The organism is Fibrobacter sp. UBA4309 (genome assembly GCF_002395745.1).
Taxonomy (GTDB): Bacteria; Fibrobacterota; Fibrobacteria; order Fibrobacterales; family Fibrobacteraceae; genus Fibrobacter.
Genome location: NZ_DGUN01000046.1, coordinates 28,656 through 48,286, shown reverse-complemented (window position 1 = coordinate 48,286; position 19,631 = coordinate 28,656). Strand labels below are relative to the sequence as shown.

Annotated in this window: 16 protein-coding genes; 8 read left to right on the top strand and 8 right to left on the bottom strand. The window is 55.9% G+C overall.

What is annotated here, in order from left to right; all coding sequences use genetic code 11:
* Positions 1-12 precede the first annotated feature (12 nt).
* Together B3M32_RS05535 and B3M32_RS05530 are read left to right on the top strand one after the other, a co-directional pair.
* Positions 13-447 (top strand): hypothetical protein, encoded by a 435-nt coding sequence (locus B3M32_RS05535; RefSeq protein WP_290744089.1) that lies wholly within the window; start codon positions 13-15, stop codon positions 445-447.
* Positions 448-463: 16 nt separating this feature from the next.
* Positions 464-1,987, top strand: coding sequence for a choice-of-anchor I family protein (locus B3M32_RS05530; RefSeq protein WP_290744088.1), 1,524 nt, complete (start codon positions 464-466; stop codon positions 1,985-1,987).
* A 12-nt stretch (positions 1,988-1,999) separates the two neighbouring features.
* Here B3M32_RS05530 and B3M32_RS05525 read toward each other — a convergent pair whose 3' ends face one another.
* A complete protein-coding gene (locus tag B3M32_RS05525) occupies positions 2,000-4,666 on the bottom strand; it encodes an ATP-dependent helicase C-terminal domain-containing protein (RefSeq protein WP_290744087.1) in 2,667 nt (888 codons plus the stop codon).
* A 70-nt stretch (positions 4,667-4,736) separates the two neighbouring features.
* Positions 4,737-5,201, bottom strand: coding sequence for a hypothetical protein (locus tag B3M32_RS05520; protein ID WP_290744086.1), 465 nt, complete (start codon positions 5,199-5,201; stop codon positions 4,737-4,739).
* A gap of 98 nt (positions 5,202-5,299) precedes the next feature.
* Here B3M32_RS05520 and B3M32_RS05515 point away from each other — a divergent pair, with 98 nt between their 5' ends.
* Positions 5,300-6,634 (top strand): BamA/TamA family outer membrane protein, encoded by a 1,335-nt coding sequence (locus B3M32_RS05515; RefSeq protein WP_290744085.1) that lies wholly within the window; start codon positions 5,300-5,302, stop codon positions 6,632-6,634.
* Between the two features lie 256 nt (positions 6,635-6,890).
* Positions 6,891-7,481 (top strand): inorganic diphosphatase, encoded by a 591-nt coding sequence (locus B3M32_RS05510; protein WP_290744084.1) that lies wholly within the window; start codon positions 6,891-6,893, stop codon positions 7,479-7,481.
* A gap of 121 nt (positions 7,482-7,602) precedes the next feature.
* Here B3M32_RS05510 and rpsD read toward each other — a convergent pair whose 3' ends face one another.
* The 3 genes from rpsD to B3M32_RS05495 form a co-directional block, all read right to left on the bottom strand.
* Positions 7,603-8,208, bottom strand: coding sequence for a 30S ribosomal protein S4 (gene rpsD, locus B3M32_RS05505; RefSeq protein ID WP_290744083.1), 606 nt, complete (start codon positions 8,206-8,208; stop codon positions 7,603-7,605).
* A 110-nt stretch (positions 8,209-8,318) separates the two neighbouring features.
* Positions 8,319-10,049, bottom strand: coding sequence for a hypothetical protein (locus B3M32_RS05500; RefSeq protein ID WP_290744082.1), 1,731 nt, complete (start codon positions 10,047-10,049; stop codon positions 8,319-8,321).
* 11 nt (positions 10,050-10,060) lie between these two features.
* Positions 10,061-13,144, bottom strand: coding sequence for a glycosyl hydrolase family 28-related protein (locus B3M32_RS05495; protein WP_290744081.1), 3,084 nt, complete (start codon positions 13,142-13,144; stop codon positions 10,061-10,063).
* A 101-nt stretch (positions 13,145-13,245) separates the two neighbouring features.
* On the opposite strand from B3M32_RS05495, the gene B3M32_RS05490 reads away from it, so the two are divergent.
* The 4 genes from B3M32_RS05490 to B3M32_RS05475 all read left to right on the top strand — a co-directional run bounded on the left by B3M32_RS05490 (position 13,246) and on the right by B3M32_RS05475 (position 17,794).
* Positions 13,246-14,841, top strand: coding sequence for a hypothetical protein (locus B3M32_RS05490; protein ID WP_290744079.1), 1,596 nt, complete (start codon positions 13,246-13,248; stop codon positions 14,839-14,841).
* The gene (locus tag B3M32_RS05485) at positions 14,841-16,163 is read left to right on the top strand and encodes a U32 family peptidase C-terminal domain-containing protein (protein WP_290744158.1); all 1,323 of its coding nucleotides are present in this window, start codon (positions 14,841-14,843) and stop codon (positions 16,161-16,163) included. The genes B3M32_RS05490 and B3M32_RS05485 overlap by 1 nt, the downstream gene beginning before the upstream one ends.
* A gap of 21 nt (positions 16,164-16,184) precedes the next feature.
* Positions 16,185-16,616 carry a hypothetical protein gene (locus tag B3M32_RS05480; RefSeq protein ID WP_290744078.1) on the top strand — a complete coding sequence of 144 codons (432 nt, stop codon included), beginning with the start codon at positions 16,185-16,187 and terminating at the stop codon, positions 16,614-16,616.
* Positions 16,617-16,768: 152 nt separating this feature from the next.
* Positions 16,769-17,794 carry a hypothetical protein gene (locus B3M32_RS05475; RefSeq protein WP_290744077.1) on the top strand — a complete coding sequence of 342 codons (1,026 nt, stop codon included), beginning with the start codon at positions 16,769-16,771 and terminating at the stop codon, positions 17,792-17,794.
* A 63-nt stretch (positions 17,795-17,857) separates the two neighbouring features.
* On the opposite strand, the gene B3M32_RS05470 is transcribed toward B3M32_RS05475, so the two are convergent.
* From B3M32_RS05470 to B3M32_RS05460, 3 genes are read right to left on the bottom strand one after another with little or no spacing between them, the layout of a single operon-like run.
* Complete coding sequence (locus B3M32_RS05470) at positions 17,858-18,751, bottom strand: radical SAM/SPASM domain-containing protein (RefSeq protein WP_290744076.1); 894 nt, start codon at positions 18,749-18,751, stop codon at positions 17,858-17,860.
* Between the two features lie 25 nt (positions 18,752-18,776).
* Complete coding sequence (rdgB, locus tag B3M32_RS05465) at positions 18,777-19,403, bottom strand: RdgB/HAM1 family non-canonical purine NTP pyrophosphatase (protein ID WP_290744075.1); 627 nt, start codon at positions 19,401-19,403, stop codon at positions 18,777-18,779.
* A gap of 26 nt (positions 19,404-19,429) precedes the next feature.
* A complete protein-coding gene (locus tag B3M32_RS05460; protein WP_290744073.1) occupies positions 19,430-19,621 on the bottom strand; it encodes a TM2 domain-containing protein in 192 nt (63 codons plus the stop codon).
* Between the last annotated feature and the right edge of the window lie 10 nt (positions 19,622-19,631).

The window sequence follows — 19,631 nt, the reverse complement described above, 5'->3', positions numbered from 1 at the left end:
TATATTTAAAGCATGAAAAGAATGATTAGACTTGCTGCCCTGGCGCTGTTTTTATCTGCCTCAGCCGTGTTTGCCGCAGAAGCGGCTCCCGTGGCGGATTCACTTTCCGCAGCCGGACAGGGCCCAGTGGATGTTATGCAACAGGAACTGGCTTTGCGCGACAGCGTGATGCAAGCCCAGGGAAATGCGTGCTCCATGGAAAAGGATTCCCTCCGCGCCGCCATCGAAGTCGAGAAGGCCAAAAGCGAAAATTGGGAAAAGAGCTACAATACCCTCAAGAAAGACAACGAAGTCTGTGCGCAAGCTTTGGGAATTTCGATTGGCGTGAACGAGCAGAAAAACGAAAAGGCCAAGGAAGATCGCCAGCAGGCTGCGATGATGAGCGGCTCTTCGTTCCTTGGCGGTGTAGGCATTGGCCTGTTGATTATGTGGCTGATTATGAAGTGATTCTTTAGGAAATAGTATGAAGCAAAATTCCGCCTTTGTCTTGAGCCTGCTTTTATGTGCGGGCTTTTGTTATGCAAAGCAAAACGCCACGTCGGCCGGCCCGTTCCAGCTGGGTGGCGTATTGACCCCGCTTTCGACGCTATCGATGAAGACGGCCGAGATTTCGGCGTTCATGCCCGCGAAGAAAGTGCTCTTTGTCGTGGGCGATGCCAAGATTGCCGAGGTGGTCGATCTATCAAATCCCGGCATGCCCAAGAAAATCACGGAGAAGCAGATTCCCGGGAACGCCTCGAGCGTGACGGTCTTTGGCGACCTGGTGGCAGTCTCCATGCTCGAAGACGATGCCTGGAAAGATGGCCAGGTGCAGGTGATGCGCTATACGGACAGCCTGGAAGTCGTTGGCCTGTACAAGGTGTGCAGCCAGCCAGACATGATCAAGTTTACTCCCGACGGCAAGAATCTGCTGGTGGCGTGCGAAGGTTCGCCGAGTACGGATTATTCGGAAGACCCTGAAGGCGGTGTTGCGATTCTGTCCGTCGCCAAGGCTGGCGATGCGGAGTTGTGGAAAAATGCGGAACTCACGGTGGCCCGTTTCGACAAGCTCGATACGGCATCTCTCAAGAAGGCAGGAGTGCGTAGCCCCGGCGTGAAGGGCTTTGTCCGCTCACTGGAACCGGAATACATTACGGTGTCGGATGATTCCAGGTGGGCGTGGGTGAGCCTGCAAGAGAACAACGCCATCGCGAAACTGGACGTGTCCGCCAAAAAGATTGCGAAAGTATTCCCGCTCGGTTACGTGGACCACTCCAAATCGGGCAGCGGTCTCGACGCGGTGAGCAACGGCCAGATTGAAATCAAGAACTATCCGCTTCGCGGGTTGCGCCAGCCCGACGGCATCGCTTCGTTTACGGCGGGCGACAGGCATTTCGTGCTTACCGCGAACGAGGGCGCCCCGGTGAACGATTACAAGGCCTGGACCGACGTGACGGCGCCGATGATGTTTGCGGAACAGGGACGGCTGGACAGGAAAGTCTTTACGGATTCGCTTTTGGCGGAACTGAAGGACCTGTCGGTAAGCAACCTTGAAAAGGGCGGCCCCTACATGTACACGTTCGGTTCGCGCTCGATGAGCGTGTTCGATGGAGAAACGGGGCGTCTCGTCTGGGATTCCGGCGAAATCTTCGAGCGTACGATTGCAAAAATCGCGCCCGGGTATTTCAACTGGAATGCCAAGAAGAACAAGCTCAAGATGGACAAGCGCAGTTCCGACAAGGGATGCGAACCCGAGAACGTGACCGTGGGCGAGGTGAACCGTCGCCGCTACGCGTTTGTCGGGCTGGAACGCACGAGCGGTGTGGCGGTTATCGACATTACGGAACCGCAGTCGCCGCGCCTGGCCGATTTCTACCTGGATCCACTTGACCGCGGACCCGAAGGCGTATTGTTCATTCCGGCCGAAGAAAGCCCGATTGCGGACCAGGCGCTGCTTGTCGTCGGGTACGAATACAGCAAGACGCTTACGATTTATACGGTTAAGTAGACCGCTGATTTCTCATTGCTCACCGATCATGACTGCTTCTGGCCACGGGTGCTTGGGGTAGCGTCCGCGCAGTTCCTTGCGCACCTCGGCGTAAGTGTTCTTCCAGAATCCTGTCAAGTCCCAAGTCTTTTGGATGGTGCGGAAGTTCGGGGCGAGAATGTCGTAGCGGACTTTCAGCTTGCCGTCGGCGATTCTGTGCTCGCCGCGCAGCTGCATGAAGTCCTCGATGCGGGCAGAGATTTCGACGAGGACGCCTTCGATACTTTGTACGGATTTTCCGTCGTCGCTGACGGCGACTTCCTGGTAGCTGTAGCGGGCCCGCTTGCCGTTGGGGAGTACGTAATGGTCGGGGAAGGTCTTGTTTAGCCAGGTGAGCATGGACTTGCCGAAGTAATCTTCCACGATGTTCCTGTAACGGCCTTCGTCGATATCGCGCAGCAGGAATTTCCCGTCGGCGAATTCGTCGAAGATGATTTCCATGTCTTCTTCGTTCATCTCGGGGAGTCCGTATTCGGGGTACAGTTTTGCGGCGAGGCGCATCTTGGTCAGTAGCGTCTGCACGGATTCGGTGAGGTAGCGCCCCGACCAGTTTTCCTTCTCGATTTTTTCGCGCCAGGCGTCGACGGTGAGCTTTTTCAGCTCGGCGAGGACCTTAGGCGAGGCTTCTTGCGTGAGGATTTCCTTGCGGGAAAGTTCGGTGACCTCGACACCGATAAAACGTTCCTGGCCGCTCCTCCACAGGAGTTCGTAATGCTTTTCGAGGTTGTCGCCGCCCAGCATGTCCTGGCTTATAGGCGCGTAAAGGTTCACCTTGAGCTCGGACTTGCTCCCGCCACCGGTGCGCAGCATGGTGAGGGCCAAAATTGCGTAGGGCGGCTCGGTAACTTGCAGGCGGATGATGTTCTGGTTTGCAAGCTTGTACGCATTGCCGCTTGGCGTGGCGAGCCTGTCTGGATATGCCTTGAGGAGGCTGCGGAGAGTGAGGAGTGTGGGATGTGGAATGTGGGATGTGGAATGTGACTGGTGCGTCATTCCGTCGCGGTACTCCCGCAGCTGCCGGAACGTGAAACTCACTTCGCGCGGGATGTTTACCGACTTCGACAACGTGTCGGCGGCAAGCGTGAGGACGTCTTGCGGTACCTTGGACTTTTGCAATGCCTCGGTGCCGGAGTGGATCCAGGCGAGGGCGGCCAGCAGAAGGTCGGGGAGGTCTTGCGGGCCGCTTGCCGAGGCGAGGAGCAGTGCGAGCGGGATGCTTGAAACCGGCGTGCGGATGGCCTTGAGCCCGAGCTCCGTGATGGCTCCATTCTGGAACATTCCGAATTTTTCAAGGAGTGCGGTCGCTGTCTTTTCGCGTGCCTCAGGAATCGCCGTGGGAAGTTGCAACTCCGTCATTTCGGCCTTCGACTTTTGCGTCATTCCGGCCTCCGAGCCGGAATCTAGAATTCTAGATGGCGGGGCGGACGTCATTCCGGGCTTGACCCGGAACCGCCATGACGGTGGCTGAGAACTGCTCTCTAACGCGGCCTTCTGCAGCAGCAGTTCCGACGGCTCGATCTGCAATACTTCGGGAACGATTCCTCCGGGCATCCTCTTTTCGGATTCCTCGCTCCACAGGCGGATGGCGCAGCCGTTCTGCGTACGTCCGCTACGGCCGCTGCGCTGGATGGCGTTCTGCATCGAGATGGGCATGGTGCGCAGTACGTTCACCTTCTCGCTGTCGTCGTAGAGGCTTACGCGCTCGATACCGCTGTCGACGACACCCGTGACGTTCGGGACCGTGATGGAGGTTTCCGCGATGTTTGTCGTGAAGATGACGCGCGGGCGTTCCGTGACTTCGAAGATGCGGTCCTGCGTTTCGCGGTCCTGACCGCCATAGAGTTCCAGGAATTCGGCGCAGTTGTTGCCGAGCGCTTCGGCGGCGGCGCTGTGGCAGCGGGCGATTTCGGCCTTGCCCGGCAAAAAGACTAGCGTCGTCTGCCAGATGTTGTTGCGGTATAGCGTCTTGAGCGCCCGCACCACTTCGGCGTCAAGGCCCACGCCCGAAACGAGCGAGTTACCGGTGGCGGGCGTCTGGTTGATAATCTGTACGGGGAACAGCGGATGCCCGAGGCTAAGGCACTTGACGCCGAGAACCGCTTCGAGTTCGTCGCGGTTCAGCGCCGCCGACATCACTGCAACCCTCGGTAAGGTTGGTGAGCCTGTCGAACCAGTCGAAGGGCTGTCTATCTTTCGTCTTTCGTCTACCAGCGCAGCGGTCTCTCGTCTAAAATACGCGAACAGCAAATCCATGTCGGCCTTGCGCTCGTGGTATTCGTCGAACACGACCCAGTCGGCGTCCATCTTGCCGTGCAGCAGTTCCTGCAAGAAGTTTCCGTATGTCTGGAAAAGAATGCGCGTGCCTTCGCTCTTGCAGCTGTCTTGCCTGAACTGGTAACCGACCGTCTTGCCGCAGGGCTCGCCGTGGAGCTTCGCCGAAAACTGCGCAAGCGAGAGCGCCGCGATACGGCGGGGCTGCAGTACGACGACGCGGCCCTTGCAATGCTTGCTTAAAAAGTAGGGGATGAACAGCGACTTGCCCGAACCCGTGGGCGCCTCGATAAGCAGGTTACGCGACGTGTCAAGCGCCGCTTCCAGCTTTCCCTCTTCTTCCGCTAGTGCTAAATCACTGTATTTCATTATCTAGAGTCGGAAGGCTTTCCCCTACTAGTTTTCTAGTAACTCAAAACTAGTAACTGATGACCGCAGGTCACCTCGGGTACTTCAGCTTTTCGCCGGTGGCCATGTCCACGTAGGGCGGCTTGCCTTCGCGGAACTTCTGGTTGATGACGAGATTCTCGATGCGGCGGCGCAGTCCCTGTTCTGTCTTGCAGAAGAAGTACACGACCTTGTTCGTGCCCGGCACGAGGAACATGGCGAGTTTGTATTTCTGGCGCACGGCGCGGCGGAAGAACATCATGTCTTCTTTCTTGGGAATGACGAGATTGCTGTTTTCCTTGGTTTCGCAAATCATGTCGGCGTCGGCGAGCAACGCCTTGGATTTCTGCTTCAGGGCTGCGAAGTTGGGCTCGGAATTCTTGCGGATGGTTTCGAGGTTGAACGCGCCACCGCCTTCCTTGAGTGCCTTGCGGAGACCGCGGAAGGCGAACACGGCGAGCACGATGACGACCAGCGCGATAAGGTAGGGCCAATAATTTGCGAGAAAGTCTAACATGGGGACCTCGATGGTTCTGTTTTACGACTGCAAATATAGAAAAAAGTGGTTGGGGGCTATGAGGCCGCTGTGCCTCTTTTTTTCTATTTTACTTTCTCGTGATAGATCTTGTGAAAAAGACTTGCCTTCTTGTCGGGTGCTGTGCCTTTGCCGCCTTTGCGGATGCGCCCGTAGAAGGTTGTGCCGACGGTACGGTAGTTTCTTCGATTTCTTTCGAGGGCCTCGAGCATACGAACCCGCGCGTGGTGGAACGCGAACTCCTGAACAAGGTGGGCGAACCGTTCTCAGTCGAGAAGTTCAATGCCGAAAAGCTCCGCCTGCAGGACCTGGACCTCTTTACGGAAATTGAGGTCTCTTGTCGCTCTGCGTCTAATTCCGAATTCCGAATTCCGAGTTCCGAATTGACTTACACCCTCAAGGAAATTTTCCGCTGGATTCCCGCACCTGCGGGCAAGAAGACGGACCGCGACGGCCTGATGCTCGGGCTTGCGCTTGCGAACCTGAACGTGCTGGGCGAGGACATCCGCGCCGAGGTGCAGTACCGCACGACGGTCGACCCGTTCTTCGACAAGAACGAGTATGCGTTCTACGCGAGTTCTCCATACTTCCTCGGTTTCCCGCTCGGGTGGAACTTCGAGTTTCTCGTGACCGACAGCTACGACAACATCCGCGGTTTCCAGGAGAACAGCATCTTGCTTGACCTGGATTTGGACTACAAGGTGCTGCCGCACTTGTCGCTGCTATGGACGGTCGCTGGACGCGATTTGCAAGACGCCGCCTTCTTGCCGGAACTGGGAATCGGTTTCGCTTTCGATTATCGCGACAGCAAGCTCGATACCCGCAGGGGCGTGTATTTTGAGTATATGCTCACGCATGTGGGCGAGGGCGACGACAGCGACAGTGATTGCGACGTGTCCAATGGCGAAAGCTGCCGCGGCATGGGTGGCGAGAACTTCTGGGAGTACCTGACGGATGCCCGCGCCTACTTTACGCTCGGCAAGTTCGTGACGGGTGCGACGGCGCTGGTACGCTTGCGTCCGGGAGACGTGAAATTTTACGATTACTATTATCACGGTGGCGCGAACACCTTCCGCGGGCACGAGGCCGATTCGCTCTCCCTCGGCGTCCACGAGGCGCTCCTTACGCTCGAGGAGAGGTTCGTGCTGCTGGAACGCCGCTCGGCCAGTGTCGCCGGGGTGAACTTCTTTTACGGCGTACAGCTGGTGGCCGGTCTCGACGGGAGCCTCCTGTGGGACAAGGGCCACCCTGGCTGGGACGATTACGAGGGTGCCGTCTACGGTGGCCTGCATCTCGTGATTCCGGCGCTCGACCGCATCCGCTTCGAGGTCGGTTACAGCCCCGACAAGGGCGAACCGGTGTTCTACTTCGGGCTCTTCGACAAGGTGACTTCGTCCCGCTGGCGCAGTAGATGAGACCGCTCGCTCGACGTCTCGGGTGCTGAAACCTCCGGTTACTCGCTCGCTCCCACCTAGGTCGCCATGCCCACCTAGGCGCTAAAGCGCCAAGTGGTCAAAGGTAGCCTTCGACCACTCGTCAATACGAGTCGCCTACGGCTCACGACAAGACAGCTCGTCTGGTCACACTTGACTATTTATTATATAAATGTTAAATTTACGTTAACGTATTGAAAAACAAAGACTTAGGCCAAAGGTGGCCTATGGAGTATAAATGGCGATTAACTATCTGGACCTCCCGATTGGACGTAAGTACCCCTACGAAGTTGACTGCGTCGTGGAAATCGGCAAGGACACGAACCTCAAGTACGAATATGATGAACGCCTGCACGTGTTCCGCCTGGACCGCTGCCTGCTGAGTTCCATGAGCTATCCCTGCACGTATGGCTTCATCCCGAGCACCAAGGCCGACGACGGCGACGCTCTCGACATGCTTATCTACAGCCCCGCCTCCATGATGACGGGTTCCGTTTGCACCTGCCGCGTTATCGGCGCCCTCGACATGACCGACGGCGGCAAGAAGGACTACAAGGTCTTGGGCGTGCCCGTATTCAACCCGCGCCCCATCAAGGATATCGGTGACGTGGACCAGATGTTCCTGCGCATCACCAAGAACTTCTTCCAGAACTACAAGGAGCTGGAAGGCAAGGACGTGAAGATTGGTGACTGGCAAGATGCGAACTTTGCCCGTGAACGCGTTATCGCGGCCCACCGCGCCTATTTCCAGAACCAGGTCCAGATACCCGAATCCTTCTACCAGGAACCGGAAAGCGCGGAGCACCTTCCGCCCGAAGAACTGATCTAGTTCCCGCGATAAGGGAATTCGAATAGCCCGGCCATTGCGCCGGGCTTTCTGTATGGGCCGCACTTGCCGTAAAAAAAAGAGCGGGGCTTTCGCCTCGCTCCTTTTGAAACTGTAGAAGCTCTTACCTGGAGTAGTATTCCACGACGAGCTGTTCCTGCAGCTGGACAGGGATCTGTTCGCGGAGCGGGAGCTTCACGAGCGTGCCTTCCATCTTGCCGGCGTCGACAGACAGGTATTCCGGAGCGGCCGGGGCGTTGGCGATGGCTTCCTTGATCTGCACGTGTTCCTTGGAACGTTCGCGCACGGAAATCACGTCGCCAGCCTTCACGAGACGGCTGGGGGAGAAGCTGCGGACACCGTTCACGGCGAAGTGGCCGTGTGCGACGTACTGACGGGCAGCGAAGATGGTGCGGGCAAAACCCATGCGGTAGACGAGAGCGTCCAGGCGGGTTTCGAGCAAGATCATCAGGTTGTCACCGGCAGAACCTTCGCGGCGGTTGGCTTCCTTGTAAGCCTTGGCCAGCTGGGCTTCAGAAATGTTGTAGGTGAAGCGAAGACGCTGCTTTTCGACCAACTGCTGCTTGTACACGGAAGCGGACTTCTTGCGGTTCTGGCCATGCTGGCCGGGCGCGAAGTTGCGGCGATCGAGAGCCTTTTGAGTCTTCTGAGAAACGGCAACGCCAAGGGAGCGTGCTACTTTACCTTTTGGTCCACGGAAGGAGGACATATTTACCTCTTTGAGGAAGCTCTTTGGTTCAGCTTGCAAGTTGGCAGAGCTTGGCGCGACTTGCAAGATTAGGCTCCAATAATAGCAATTTTGGGGCCTGGTTTCAAGATTTACTGCACGATAATGGTCAAAGTATCGCGTTTTAGCGGGTCTGCGAGGCTTTCGGCGATAAGACGGAACGTGCCGCCTTCGGCATCTTCCTGCGGAATCAGCCTGGAAGAGGATATTTCCTGTTCACCCTTCGTGATGAGGTTCCCGCCATTGTCCTTGCAGGACACGTTCTGCACGCTGAATACGGGCACGGCCGTGAAGCCTTCTTCGTCCTCGTGTTCCACGATATCTATGCAGGGGACGAACCATTTGACGCTCGAACCGGCTCCCGAGGTCATGCTTCGGGACATGGCCGACCTGAACTTGAACTTGTTCAGGTAGACGGTATCGCCGGGCACGATATAGGTGGTGTCCAGTTCCTTGTTGTCCTTGTCGCAGAAGAAGAAGGAGCTGAGGGCGCCATAGTAGCTGACGCGTGTCGAGAACTTCAGGGTCTCGTCGGCATTGTCGTTGCTCAGGTAGGGGCAGGTGCTCAGGTAGTGGAGATACACGGCTCCGTCCTTGGTCGCCTTGAAGCGCGGGCTCAAGGGCGTGACGGACCCGAGTTCCTTGCCGTCCTTGTCTATGACCGTATACGACTTGTTGTTCACGCCGCCGAAGTAGCCGATCATTTCTTGCTGCACGTCGATGGAATCGCCCTTCTTCATGTCGGCAAGCCATACGAACTGTTCCTGGCGCAGGTAGTACTTGGCCTGGGTGTTGCGTTCGCGGACCACTTCCAGGGCGTCGCCAATCTTTTCGATGGAGTCGGGGTCGGCCAGGTATTCGCCCTTGCCCAGTTCTCTAGAATTGGTTGTCGCGGTGAACGTGGCGAACGGGCCGGAAAGGTAGTTCTCGATATTTAGCGGCTTGATCTTGAGCGTCCAGCCGGTGGAATCTTCGGGTAGGAGCAGTGCGTCTATCACGGAATCCGAAGCAACGAGTTCCTTCTCTTCGAACAGGTCAAACGAGTTGATCCACTTGCCCTTTGCCGAGAAGTTGATGCTGTAGCCGGTCTTGGAACTGAACTTGACGTTGATTTCCTTGGGAGATGTCCCGATAAGCGTGATGCCGCGGAGCGTGTCCTTCAGGCCGATGACGACTTCGTTGGTGTCGCCGATGTAGTCGTAGTAGGCCGAGTCGACGTTGACCAGCAGGCGCAGATGGCTGGTCCGGTTGAAGTCGGCGTACAGGTCCAGGTAATAGAAGCCGTCCTTGAACACGACGAACTGGTTCTTTTCCGCTTCGGAGTGTCCCGGAATCATGTAGTTGGAGAATACTTCGGTCTTCTTGGTGCTGTCGTAGACGGGGCGGGTCGTCTTGAGGATCTCGCCGAATTCGCTACGGATGCGGAGCGTATCCTTTTTCATGTCGCCGGTAGAAATTTCGACAGAGATCAGGCTGCCCGCCGGGAACTCTCCGAGGAACATCGAAACCTTGCTGGCGTTGGAATCCAGGCAGAGGACGTCGTCGCTACAGGCGAGCTTGACATAGGTCGTGTCCTTTTCCTTGACGGTGTCGAGTTTTGCCTTTTCCAGGTGGATGTTGAGCGAATCCCCGATTTGCAACGTGTCGTTGTAATCGATGTCCAGACGGGTCGTCAGTGAAGAACTCGACTTGAAGGAATCGTCGGCGAAGCTGGCTCCGTCGTTCTCGTCTTCCCAGGAGTTGGTGTGCTTGTTGTCGCTACAACCGATTAAAGCGGCTGCGGCAGAGAGGGCCAAAATAAAAAGCTTGTTGTTAACCATCATTTTTTGACCTGCTAGTTGAGGATGTAGAATTTCTGTTCTGCGGTGAACGCTTCACCGATAATCTTGAGCGTGTACCTGCCGGTGGGGAAGGCCATCGCCTTGAACTTGAAGTGCGTCTTCTTTTCGCCGGGGAGGTCGCGCGCGGCGACGACCAGCATGCGCTTGCCGAACTCGTTCAGGATCTCGATTTGTACGAACTGCGGATAGCCGACAGTCAGGTCGAAGTCGCAGTCCAGGCTGTAGATGTCGATGTTTACCTTCGTGAGCGTGTAACCGCCGTCCATCTCGTCGCCGGTGACGGACTTGGAGGTGTTGAAGTAGCCTACGTAAAGGGCGGGAGCGGAGTTCTTGCCGTCGTTACGGGACTTGATGAGGGTCTCGCCGGGGGCGACTGCCGTCAAGATGAGCGTGTAGAGGCCGGATTCGTGCTTGCGTTTGAAGAACTCGGTGAGTGTCGGCGTGCGGAGGAACGCTCCCAGCGGTGCCTTCGGGTTCACGGTGATGATGCCCAGGTAGTCGGCGTACTTGGTGTCGATGCCGCCACCGGAATTCTTGCGGATGTTGAACTGGCCGCCCGGCTGGTCACGGAGGTTCGCGGGGGCGTTCTCCCAGGTGAGTTCGTCGTCACGCCAGTCGACGCCGAGCTTTTCTTCGCCGAAGTTCATGTCCTTGGACGTTTCCTTGAGGCCGAAGATGTTCAGCTGCACGGGCTTCTTGATAGAATCCGTATCGAATTCCAGCTTGAGTGCTGCATCGAAGAGCGGTCCCGGGAGCGCGGACAGGTCGAACTTCAAATAAATCTTTCCGGCTTCGTCCTTGACGTTCGCAATCCGGAGGTTCGCATCCGAGTTGTGCGGGCTATAGTTGTCGAACTGCGAAATCCACGTATCCATGCCGCGGCCGCTGGGGATGTTGTCGCCGGAGTTGTCGAGAGTCGTGTAGCGCTTGTCGAAAACGTATATCTTGGCGGTGTCGGCACCGACTTCGTACCCGTCGTTGGCGGTGAACGTCACGTTGTACCGGCCGCTAGAGGTGAACGACACGTCCGTTTCGTAACTCGATGTGTCGGAGAACGTGGCCTTTCCGGGGCCGGAAACCTTCTTCCATGCCACGGGGACTCGGCAGAGGCCGTCGCCACGACCGTCGTCTTCGACATCGCCGTGCAACTTCAAGGAGTTGGGCTGGACAAGCAGGAGTTCCTTGGATACCTTGGCAATGGGTTTTTCGTTGGCACCCTGCTTGGGGGCGTACCCTGTATACAGGACCACCATGGATCCACCACTTTCGTTCTTGACCTGGTCTGCGCCCATCAGCGAATAGATGGCGGAACCCTGGCGGGATTCCTCGACAATCTTGGGGTAGGGGTTGCCGCGGGTGAGCGTTTCCTTGAGGCCAGCGATGGAGAGGTGCGAGTTGTCGTTGATGAACATCGGGCGGTTCTTCGCCTTGTCGCTTGCAATCACGTGGACTCCGAGCAGCTCGGCAAAACCCTTGTTGAAGTTCTGCAAGATGGTGTTGCCGTCGCGTGCGGTAAGGCCGAGGATCCACATCGTACCGCCGTTGTTCTGGATCTTGGGACCCTTCGTGTCGCCGCTCATCGTAATCTGGCGGCCCCAGAACTTCTGGTAGTTGATTTGGATTGTCCCGACGGACACGTCTTCCATGTAGACGTCGCCCGTGCCGACTTCGGCGGATTCGAACGACTTGAACATCATGTTCTTGAGGAGTACCGCACGGCGGGATTTCTGGATGATGCCGTTGCCGAATTCGGAGAAGCGTTCGATGGTAAGCTCGTTGAAAGCACCCTCTTCGATAATAAACTTACCCTTGCCGTCGATGCGGCCTTCGGTACCGATAAGCCTGCGGACGCGGTTGCGGATATAGATGTCGCGGTTGATGGTCCAACGGCCTCCGGGCGGGAAGTAGATGGTTTCGGCGCCGTCGTCGATAGCGTCCTGGATGGCCTTGGCGTCGTCGGAACCGGTGTTCATCTTTCCGCCGTAGTCGCCGGCGATGGTCGTCCAGTTGTCGGCCCTCTGTTCGGCAAAGCTCGGAGTTTCGGCCACGGGCACGCGCATGGACTGCTTGGGACTGTGGCAGAGCTGCTGGCTGGGCTGGGTGGCGAATTCGATGATTTCGTTGCCGACAAAGGATTCTCCGTAGGCTTTCTTGGTGCTCTTGATTTTTGTCTGGAACTTGCTGGTCATCACCGAGCGTGCGAATAGCTGGCTTTCGTTCACGATGGCCGAGGTCGGTTTGGATTTTTCACCCTTGGCGGGCGAGTATTCCAGTGTCGCGTCGACAAGCACCATGGATGCGTTCTTGCCGCGGTTGTACACGGCAGGGACAGCCCCCTTGAATCGAAGTCCGCGGACGGCGAGCGTCTGATTGTCGTTCATGAGGCCGTATTTTTTCTGGCCTCCCAGGTTGACATGCTCGAAAGTCATGCCGTTCATTTCGCCTGCAGTGTAGACGCCGACGTTGAAACCACTCACTTCGACATTCTTGAGGAGCAGGGGGCCGATGTTTTCGGTAAAGCCCATGTCGATGCCGTACACGCCCGAGCTGTCGCCGGAATGGACCTTCACGTTGTTGATGGTTCCCTGGATGCCCGCGTTGAAACGGATGCCGATAGCGCCAGCGTTGCCCTTGCCGGTACGGATGGTGAGGTCGCGGATAGAGTTTCTCTGTTTTACTTTCGGTCCCTCGCCGGTCATGATGACGGGCATGGGGAAATCTTCGTTGTCAAATCCTTGGCAGTTGTCTTCGAGCTTGATAATGGTGCCGCCGATGCTTTGACCCTGCAAGATGGTGCGCTTGAAGGATTCTTCGGGCTTTTTGCCTTCGGGCCAGGTCAGCGTGTTCGAAATTTTGTAGATGCCGTGGGGGAGGTAGATGATATAGTCTCCGTTCGGGTGGTCGTTCAAGGCTTTCTGGATGGCTTCCGTATCGTCGGTCTTGCCATCGCCCTTGGCGTTATAGGGGGCTTTCTTGACATTTACGACCTCGGAGCCCAGCGGAAATTCCACCTGGGCGAGCGCCTGGCCGACAAAGAACGCAAATATGAAACACGTTAAAAAGCGGGTACGAAACATTACAACCTCTTTTTGGGGGTCCTATATAAGAAAAATACCTTTTTCCAAACAAAAACGGGCTTGGAGGTTGCAAAAAACGTGTCTAAAACTACATTTGTGAAATGAAATCCAGAAAAGTTCGCAAAGAGCTCCTTTTGGCCTCCCTGATTGTCGTTTTCGCAGAGTCTGGGGCCTTGGCAGCATCTCCGGTGCTCTCTCCGGAAAACACGCGCAACCTCCGCACACTCGAAATGGCTCCGATGTTGTTCGAATACCACCGCCAGACGGTCGGTGACGAACGCCAGTTCTTTACTTACCCCAGGCGCGACACGACTTTCCGCAAGCAGTTCCAGTCTACCGAGGGGAACGCCCTGCTCTATTACGACAATGTGCTGGGAGCGTCCCTTTCTGGACACGGGAACGATTATCGCTGCGAGGCGAACGATACCGCCTGTATTGCCCGGGTGAAGGACCTTTACGCGAAGGACCCCCGATTCGGGATTGCGGCAAGCCTCGTCGGTGGCATGGACTACCGCGGTGGCGAAACCCTGGGCGATACCATATGGCCGGGCATGGACGGAGGCCTTTACGTTCGCGGCTTTGCCGATTCCGTGGACTTCGTGCTCGATGCCCGCATCTACAGCGAGGGACATTCCGCCGAGTCCCCGCGCTCCTGGGACCGCGAATTTTTGGAAATCCAGAAAGAAGAGAACAACTCCGGCGTGGAATATACGAGCTATGCGCGCTACCGTACGCACTTTGCGTTCAACCACGATTGGCTCCGTCTTGATTTCGGCCGCGACGTGATGCATTGGGGCCCGGGCTATTACAACAACCTGACGCTCAACCAGTTTGCGTTGCCGTACAACATGATGAGCCTGGACTTGGTCATCGGCCCGTTCCGCGTGATGAGTTTCTATGCCGATCTTCGCATATTCAACAATAGCATGAGCGACAAGAACAAGGATGACCGCAACGTGTTCGGCCATCGCTATGAACTTGCCGTTGGCAATGCGACGTTTGGCGTGAGCGAACTCCAGGTGCAGTATGATAACCTGAAGCCCTGGCTGTTTATCCCGACGGCGCCCTTGTTTATGGAAAAGGGGAACTACAGCGAAAGCACCAATAACGGGTCGCTCTCGTTTGATTTCAACTACCGCATCGAGAACATGGCCCGCGTCTATACGGAATTTTTCCTCGACGACATGGAATCCCCGATAAGCCTTGTCAAGAACGACAATATCGAAGCCAAGTGGGCCTGGATGGCGGGCTTGCAGGCCGGGCATGACTTCTTTGTCGGGAACCACAGGATAGAGGCGGGAACCATTGTGGAATACGCCCGCGTTGAACCGTACGTCTATAGCCATTTCGTGGAAAATACGGCGCAAATCGCTAATCTAGGCTATCCGCTTGGCAATCAGGGCGGCCCGAACAGCAGGACTGTGGACTGGACCTTGTACGGTCGCCTGGATGGGCATATCTTTGCCGGCCTCCACAATACCTGGTTCTGGAAGGGAACCGATTACGGCTCTGCGATTAACGATACGACGCCCTTGCGCAACCACATGAAAATTCACAAGAAGTTCCTGGATGGCGCCAAGATGCAATACACACTTTCGCCGGCGCTCAGTTACGAGGGGCAGTTCGTAAGCTTCATGGGTGAGCTTTCGCTGATCGACGACAAGAAGGTCTACCTCCGTGCAGGATTCAAGTGGTGATGACTAAACCTGAACTTTTGGCTCCGGCGGGTGACTTGACCCGAATGAAATACGCGTTTGCCTACGGTGCAGATGCCGTGTATGCGGGGCAGCCCGCCTTTAGCCTCCGTTCCCGCGAGAACGGGTTCAAGAACCTGGACGACCTTGCTCAGGGAATCGCCTATGCGCATGAACACGGCAAAAAGTTCTACCTGACAAGCAACGTGATTGCCCGGAATACGAAGGTGGAATCTTTCCAGAAAGCCTTGCTGGGGGCCTTGGAATTGAATCCCGACGCCTTGATTGTTGCCGACCCCGGCTTTGTCGGATGGCTGCGCAAGGTGTCACCGAAAACAGAAATACATCTGTCTGTGCAGGCGAATACGACGAATTACCTGACGGCTCAATTTTGGCACGACCTAGGTGTGAAGCGTATTATCTTGAGTCGTGAACTTCGTTTGTCTGAAATATTGGAGATAAAAGAACGCATTCCGGACCTTGAACTGGAAGTGTTCGTCCATGGTGCTGTCTGTATGGCCATGTCCGGACGTTGTATGTTGAGCAACTGGGTGACCCACCGCGATGCGAACCAGGGAGCCTGCGACAACAGCTGCCGGATGCCTTACCGCTTGTACGCCAACGAGGGCCCGCAGTGCGAGGACTACCATGAACACGAAGGCAATTTCAGTTTGCAGCGCACCGACCGCCCGGAGCTTCCTCCGGTGGCCCTGGACGAAGATACGTGGGGCACCTATTTTATGAGTAGCCGCGATCTGTGTGCCCTGGATGTCGTGCCGGAGCTTGTCTCGGGAGGCCTTGATTCGTTCAAGATAGAGGGCAGGACGCGCTCCGTGTATTACTTGAGCCAGGTGGTGCGTGCTTATCGTATGGCAATTGATGCTTGTTGTGATGCGCTGTCGTCGGGAGTGGAGTGCTCTACGGCTCTTGTTCCAGAAGAATCACGCCGGGCCATCAGTTTTGTCGACGGTCGTGGCTTTATGCCCGGCTTTTTGCGCGGCCCTTTGCCGCAGAACTACGAAAGTACGCACGTGGCGGCCGAAGGAGGCTGTGTCGCAGCCCAGGTGATTCGCTATGATGCCGATACGGGTTCCTTTGTTGTAAATGTGAAAAATCCGTTCTCCATGGGGGATTCGCTGGAGTGGATGAGTCCGGCGGGAATGGTGCCTTGCGAGGTTACGGAAATGAGGGATTTTAGGGGTGCAGCGGTGGATAGGCTCAATCCGGGGACGGAAGGCCGCGTATTCCTTGCTTCGGGTGTGTCCGGGAACACGGAAAACATGGAATTTGCGTTCCTTGTGAGAAAGAACACTGAAAAAAAATGAAGCAAAACATAAATTTGGGCTATGGCAGTTGATGAAGCGACAAAAAAGAAAGACGAACTAGAACTTTACCAGATTGATGACAAAGCGATTGTTCCTTTTTTCAGGGATCATCTTGAAGACCTGAAACGCTTTCTACAGGAGCACAAGGAACAGAACTTGTCTCTTCTGGTAATGCTCAAGCAGTTTATTCGTACTTACCGCATGCCGTTCAACATGCAACGTTATATGGAAGTGCAGCGCACTTTCATCCAGCAGAGCATTCACGAAAAAATGCAGGACCGCCAGGCCGCGGTCAGCCACTGGATTCAGGAACATGCGGGGCGTCACCGTGACCGCATGATACAGCTCCAGTGCCTGTATCTGGACAAGGTAAAAGAGAAGCTGTTGCCCGAAATCGAGGCCCTGCTGGATCGCCGTATCGAGGCGCTTCAGTCGAAGAAAGAAGATAAATAAAAATTTACATTCAAGAAAAGAAAGCTAAATCGTTGTCCAATATCACATTTTTCAGTGGAATTGGGTTTTTGGCCGATATTTTTGTTTTTTTTTTTCTTTATAAAAATATATATTTCAGGAAAATTAGTCTTCTTACACCAAGGGGTAAAAAAATGAAAAAACGTTTAGGTCTAGGCTTGGGCTTGCTCGCGGTCTGCACTATGGTCGCCTGTAACGACTCTAGCGATTCCGTGACGACTCCGTCCTGGGGCAATGGCCAGCAACAGGGCACTGCCAACAATGGTCAGATTAACGAGGATTCTTTGCGTCAGGCGATGTTGGATTCCATCAACAATGCCTTGAACCAGTTGTCTTCGGCATCTGTGGATCTTTTTAGCTCTGCATCGAACCTCCTGCAGTCTTCGAGCTCTGGACTGGTATTGAGCAGCAGCCAGATTGCCGGTTTGTCCAGCTCGTCGCTGGGCTTGTCCTCCCAGGGCACGGTACCTCCGTCTTCTTCTTCCACTGTGGCGCCCAAGTCCAGTACGACGGTCCCGAAGAGCTCCGCGACAGTTGTGGATGACGGTACCATCAAGCTTGAATTGTGGGATGGTTCCGAAGCTCATGTGCCGGTTGGAAATACGAAAGGTGGCTGGTGGTACACCTATGACGATAACGAAAGCGGTGGCGCTTCCGTGATTGCATGGAAGGCTGAACCGGGTGACGATGGCGATATGACTCCGGTCATTGAAGCTTGCGGTGGCGGAATCTGCGGTTCGTTCTCCCTCGATCAGGGCGCTTACGAATGGGATCCGTTCGTTGGCTTTGCCTTCGGTTTCGGTGCGAACAACGCCTTCTCCGGCGACGCTAGCGCACTTGGCGGTATCTGCGTGACCTACTACTCCGATCAGGACATCATGCTCGAACTCGGCCTGACTGGCCCGACCGAAAAGAAGATCGGTTATGCGAACCCGTTTGCCACGCTGGCCGCTTCTGGCAGCCCCACGACGGTGAACCTCACTTGGGCATCCTTCAAGCAGCCGAAGTGGTACACGGATGATGAAACCAAGACCGTGTTCATTACTGGTGCCGAAGCTGCAGAAGAACTTTCCTCTCTCAAGTTCAAGATTACCGGCGCTGATGGCGACAGTGGTGACTTCGGTGTCTCCATGGTCGGTCCTCGTGGCAAGTGCAAGTAATTGCATTTTGAACGAATCTTAAAAAGACGCTCCTTCGGGGGCGTTTTTTTTATGGCACGGGATTTACTTGAAGCGCCTGCAGTAGGAGCAGGACTGGCACAGGGGGTGGCGCAGTTCGTGTTTGGCAAAGCCTTCGCGGATTTTGCGGGCTAGCGGGGACTCGAGAATTTCGGAAAGTGCCCGTGTATTGATGTTGCCGAGTTCGATCTGCCCGCTGTGGTCCAGACAGCAGGCGACAACGCGCCCGTCATGGAGTATGGCGACATGCGTGTCGAGCGCATGGCATGTCCCGTGGGTGTTCGGAACTCTTGTGCCGGGAGCGGACTGCGCAGGCCATTCAAAACGGGAATCTTCGTGCAGGTAGAGCCTGCCCGTGATGTTGAAACTCTTGTGGCGGCTGCAAAAGTGGTGCGGTGCGACAGATACGCCGAAGGTGTCGGCAATGCCGGCGAGCACGGTGCGGTTCCAGGGACCGGAACTTTCTTGCGAGCCTATGTTCCAGAGCCGCAGGTTTATATAGAGGTCCGGGCGCATGGCTAGCGCGAGCTTGCAGAAGTCGAATACGTTTTGCAAGTGAAACTGTGCGGATTCTGCATCGAGTTCCGCGTAGGCGTGCAGAGAAAAGTTCACTTGACGTACGGCAGGGCTTTCGACAATGGAGCGCCCTGTGCGGGCGATGGTCGTGCCGTTCGTGGTAAGCGTCAGCTTGAGCGGCGTGGGCTCGAGCTTCTTGACGAAATGCGTGAAGCCGGGGTGAATTGTGGGTTCGCCGAGTACGTGGAAAAAGACGTTCCTGGTATCGGTTTCCAGGGCGTCCGCGATGCATTTTTCAAAGAGCTGCGTCGGCATGAATTCACGGGGGGCGGCGGAGACTGCCGTTCCGGGGTGCTTGCCGCACGGGCAAAAACTGCAGTGCAGGTTGCAGGCGTTCGTGATTTCGATGTAGACGCTGTCCAAGGTGGATTCCTCGGGACATGCCCGGTTATTTGCCCAAGGCCTTCTTTAATGCGCGAATGGCGTTCCCGCGATGGCTGATGCGTTTTTTTTCTTCGAGTTCCATCTGGGCGAAGGTGCGCGTCTCGCCGTCCGGGACGAACAGCGGGTCGTAACCGAATCCCATGTCGCCTACGGGAGCGTAGTTGATACTGCCGCGGCATTCCCCTTCGAAGATCTTGGGTTCCGAAATGGTGAACTTGCCGTCTTCGCCGGCAGAAACGGTCTGGTACGAAAGCGCACAGAAATAACGTGCCTTGCGGTCTTCGATGCCTTCCAGCTTTTGCATCAGCAGGTCGTTGTTGGCGTTGTCGTTGCCATGGTCGCCGCTGTAGCGGGCGCTGTAGATGCCCGGTTCGCCGTTCAGGGCGAACACCTCGAGGCCGGAATCGTCGGCGAGGACTGTCGCTTCGATGTTGCGGGCGGCAAGCCACCTGGCGGTCGTATCCGACTTGATGATGGCGTTTTCGGCAAAGGAATTTCCGTTTTCGATGATTTCTCCATCGAAACCGATGTCCTTGAGAGTCTTGAATTCGTAATGGTCGGTGCCCAGGATATGGGCAAAGTCCCTGATTTTTCCGGCGCTTGATGTCGCGATGACGAATAAATGTTTCATTGTATTGAATGCGGGGCTGCTTATTGCTAGTAATGCTCTGGCTTGAACAAGATGATGATGGCGTCTACGACGACTCCTACGCCGAGCAGGCCTGCCGTGCAGAGCCACAGGATTCCTGTCCAGATTTTTCCTTCGTAAAAACGGTGTATTCCCAGGTATCCGAGAAGGATACAGAGGGCGAGAGCAATCCACTTGTTGTGTTCACCTTCGGCGGCCATAAATTCTCCT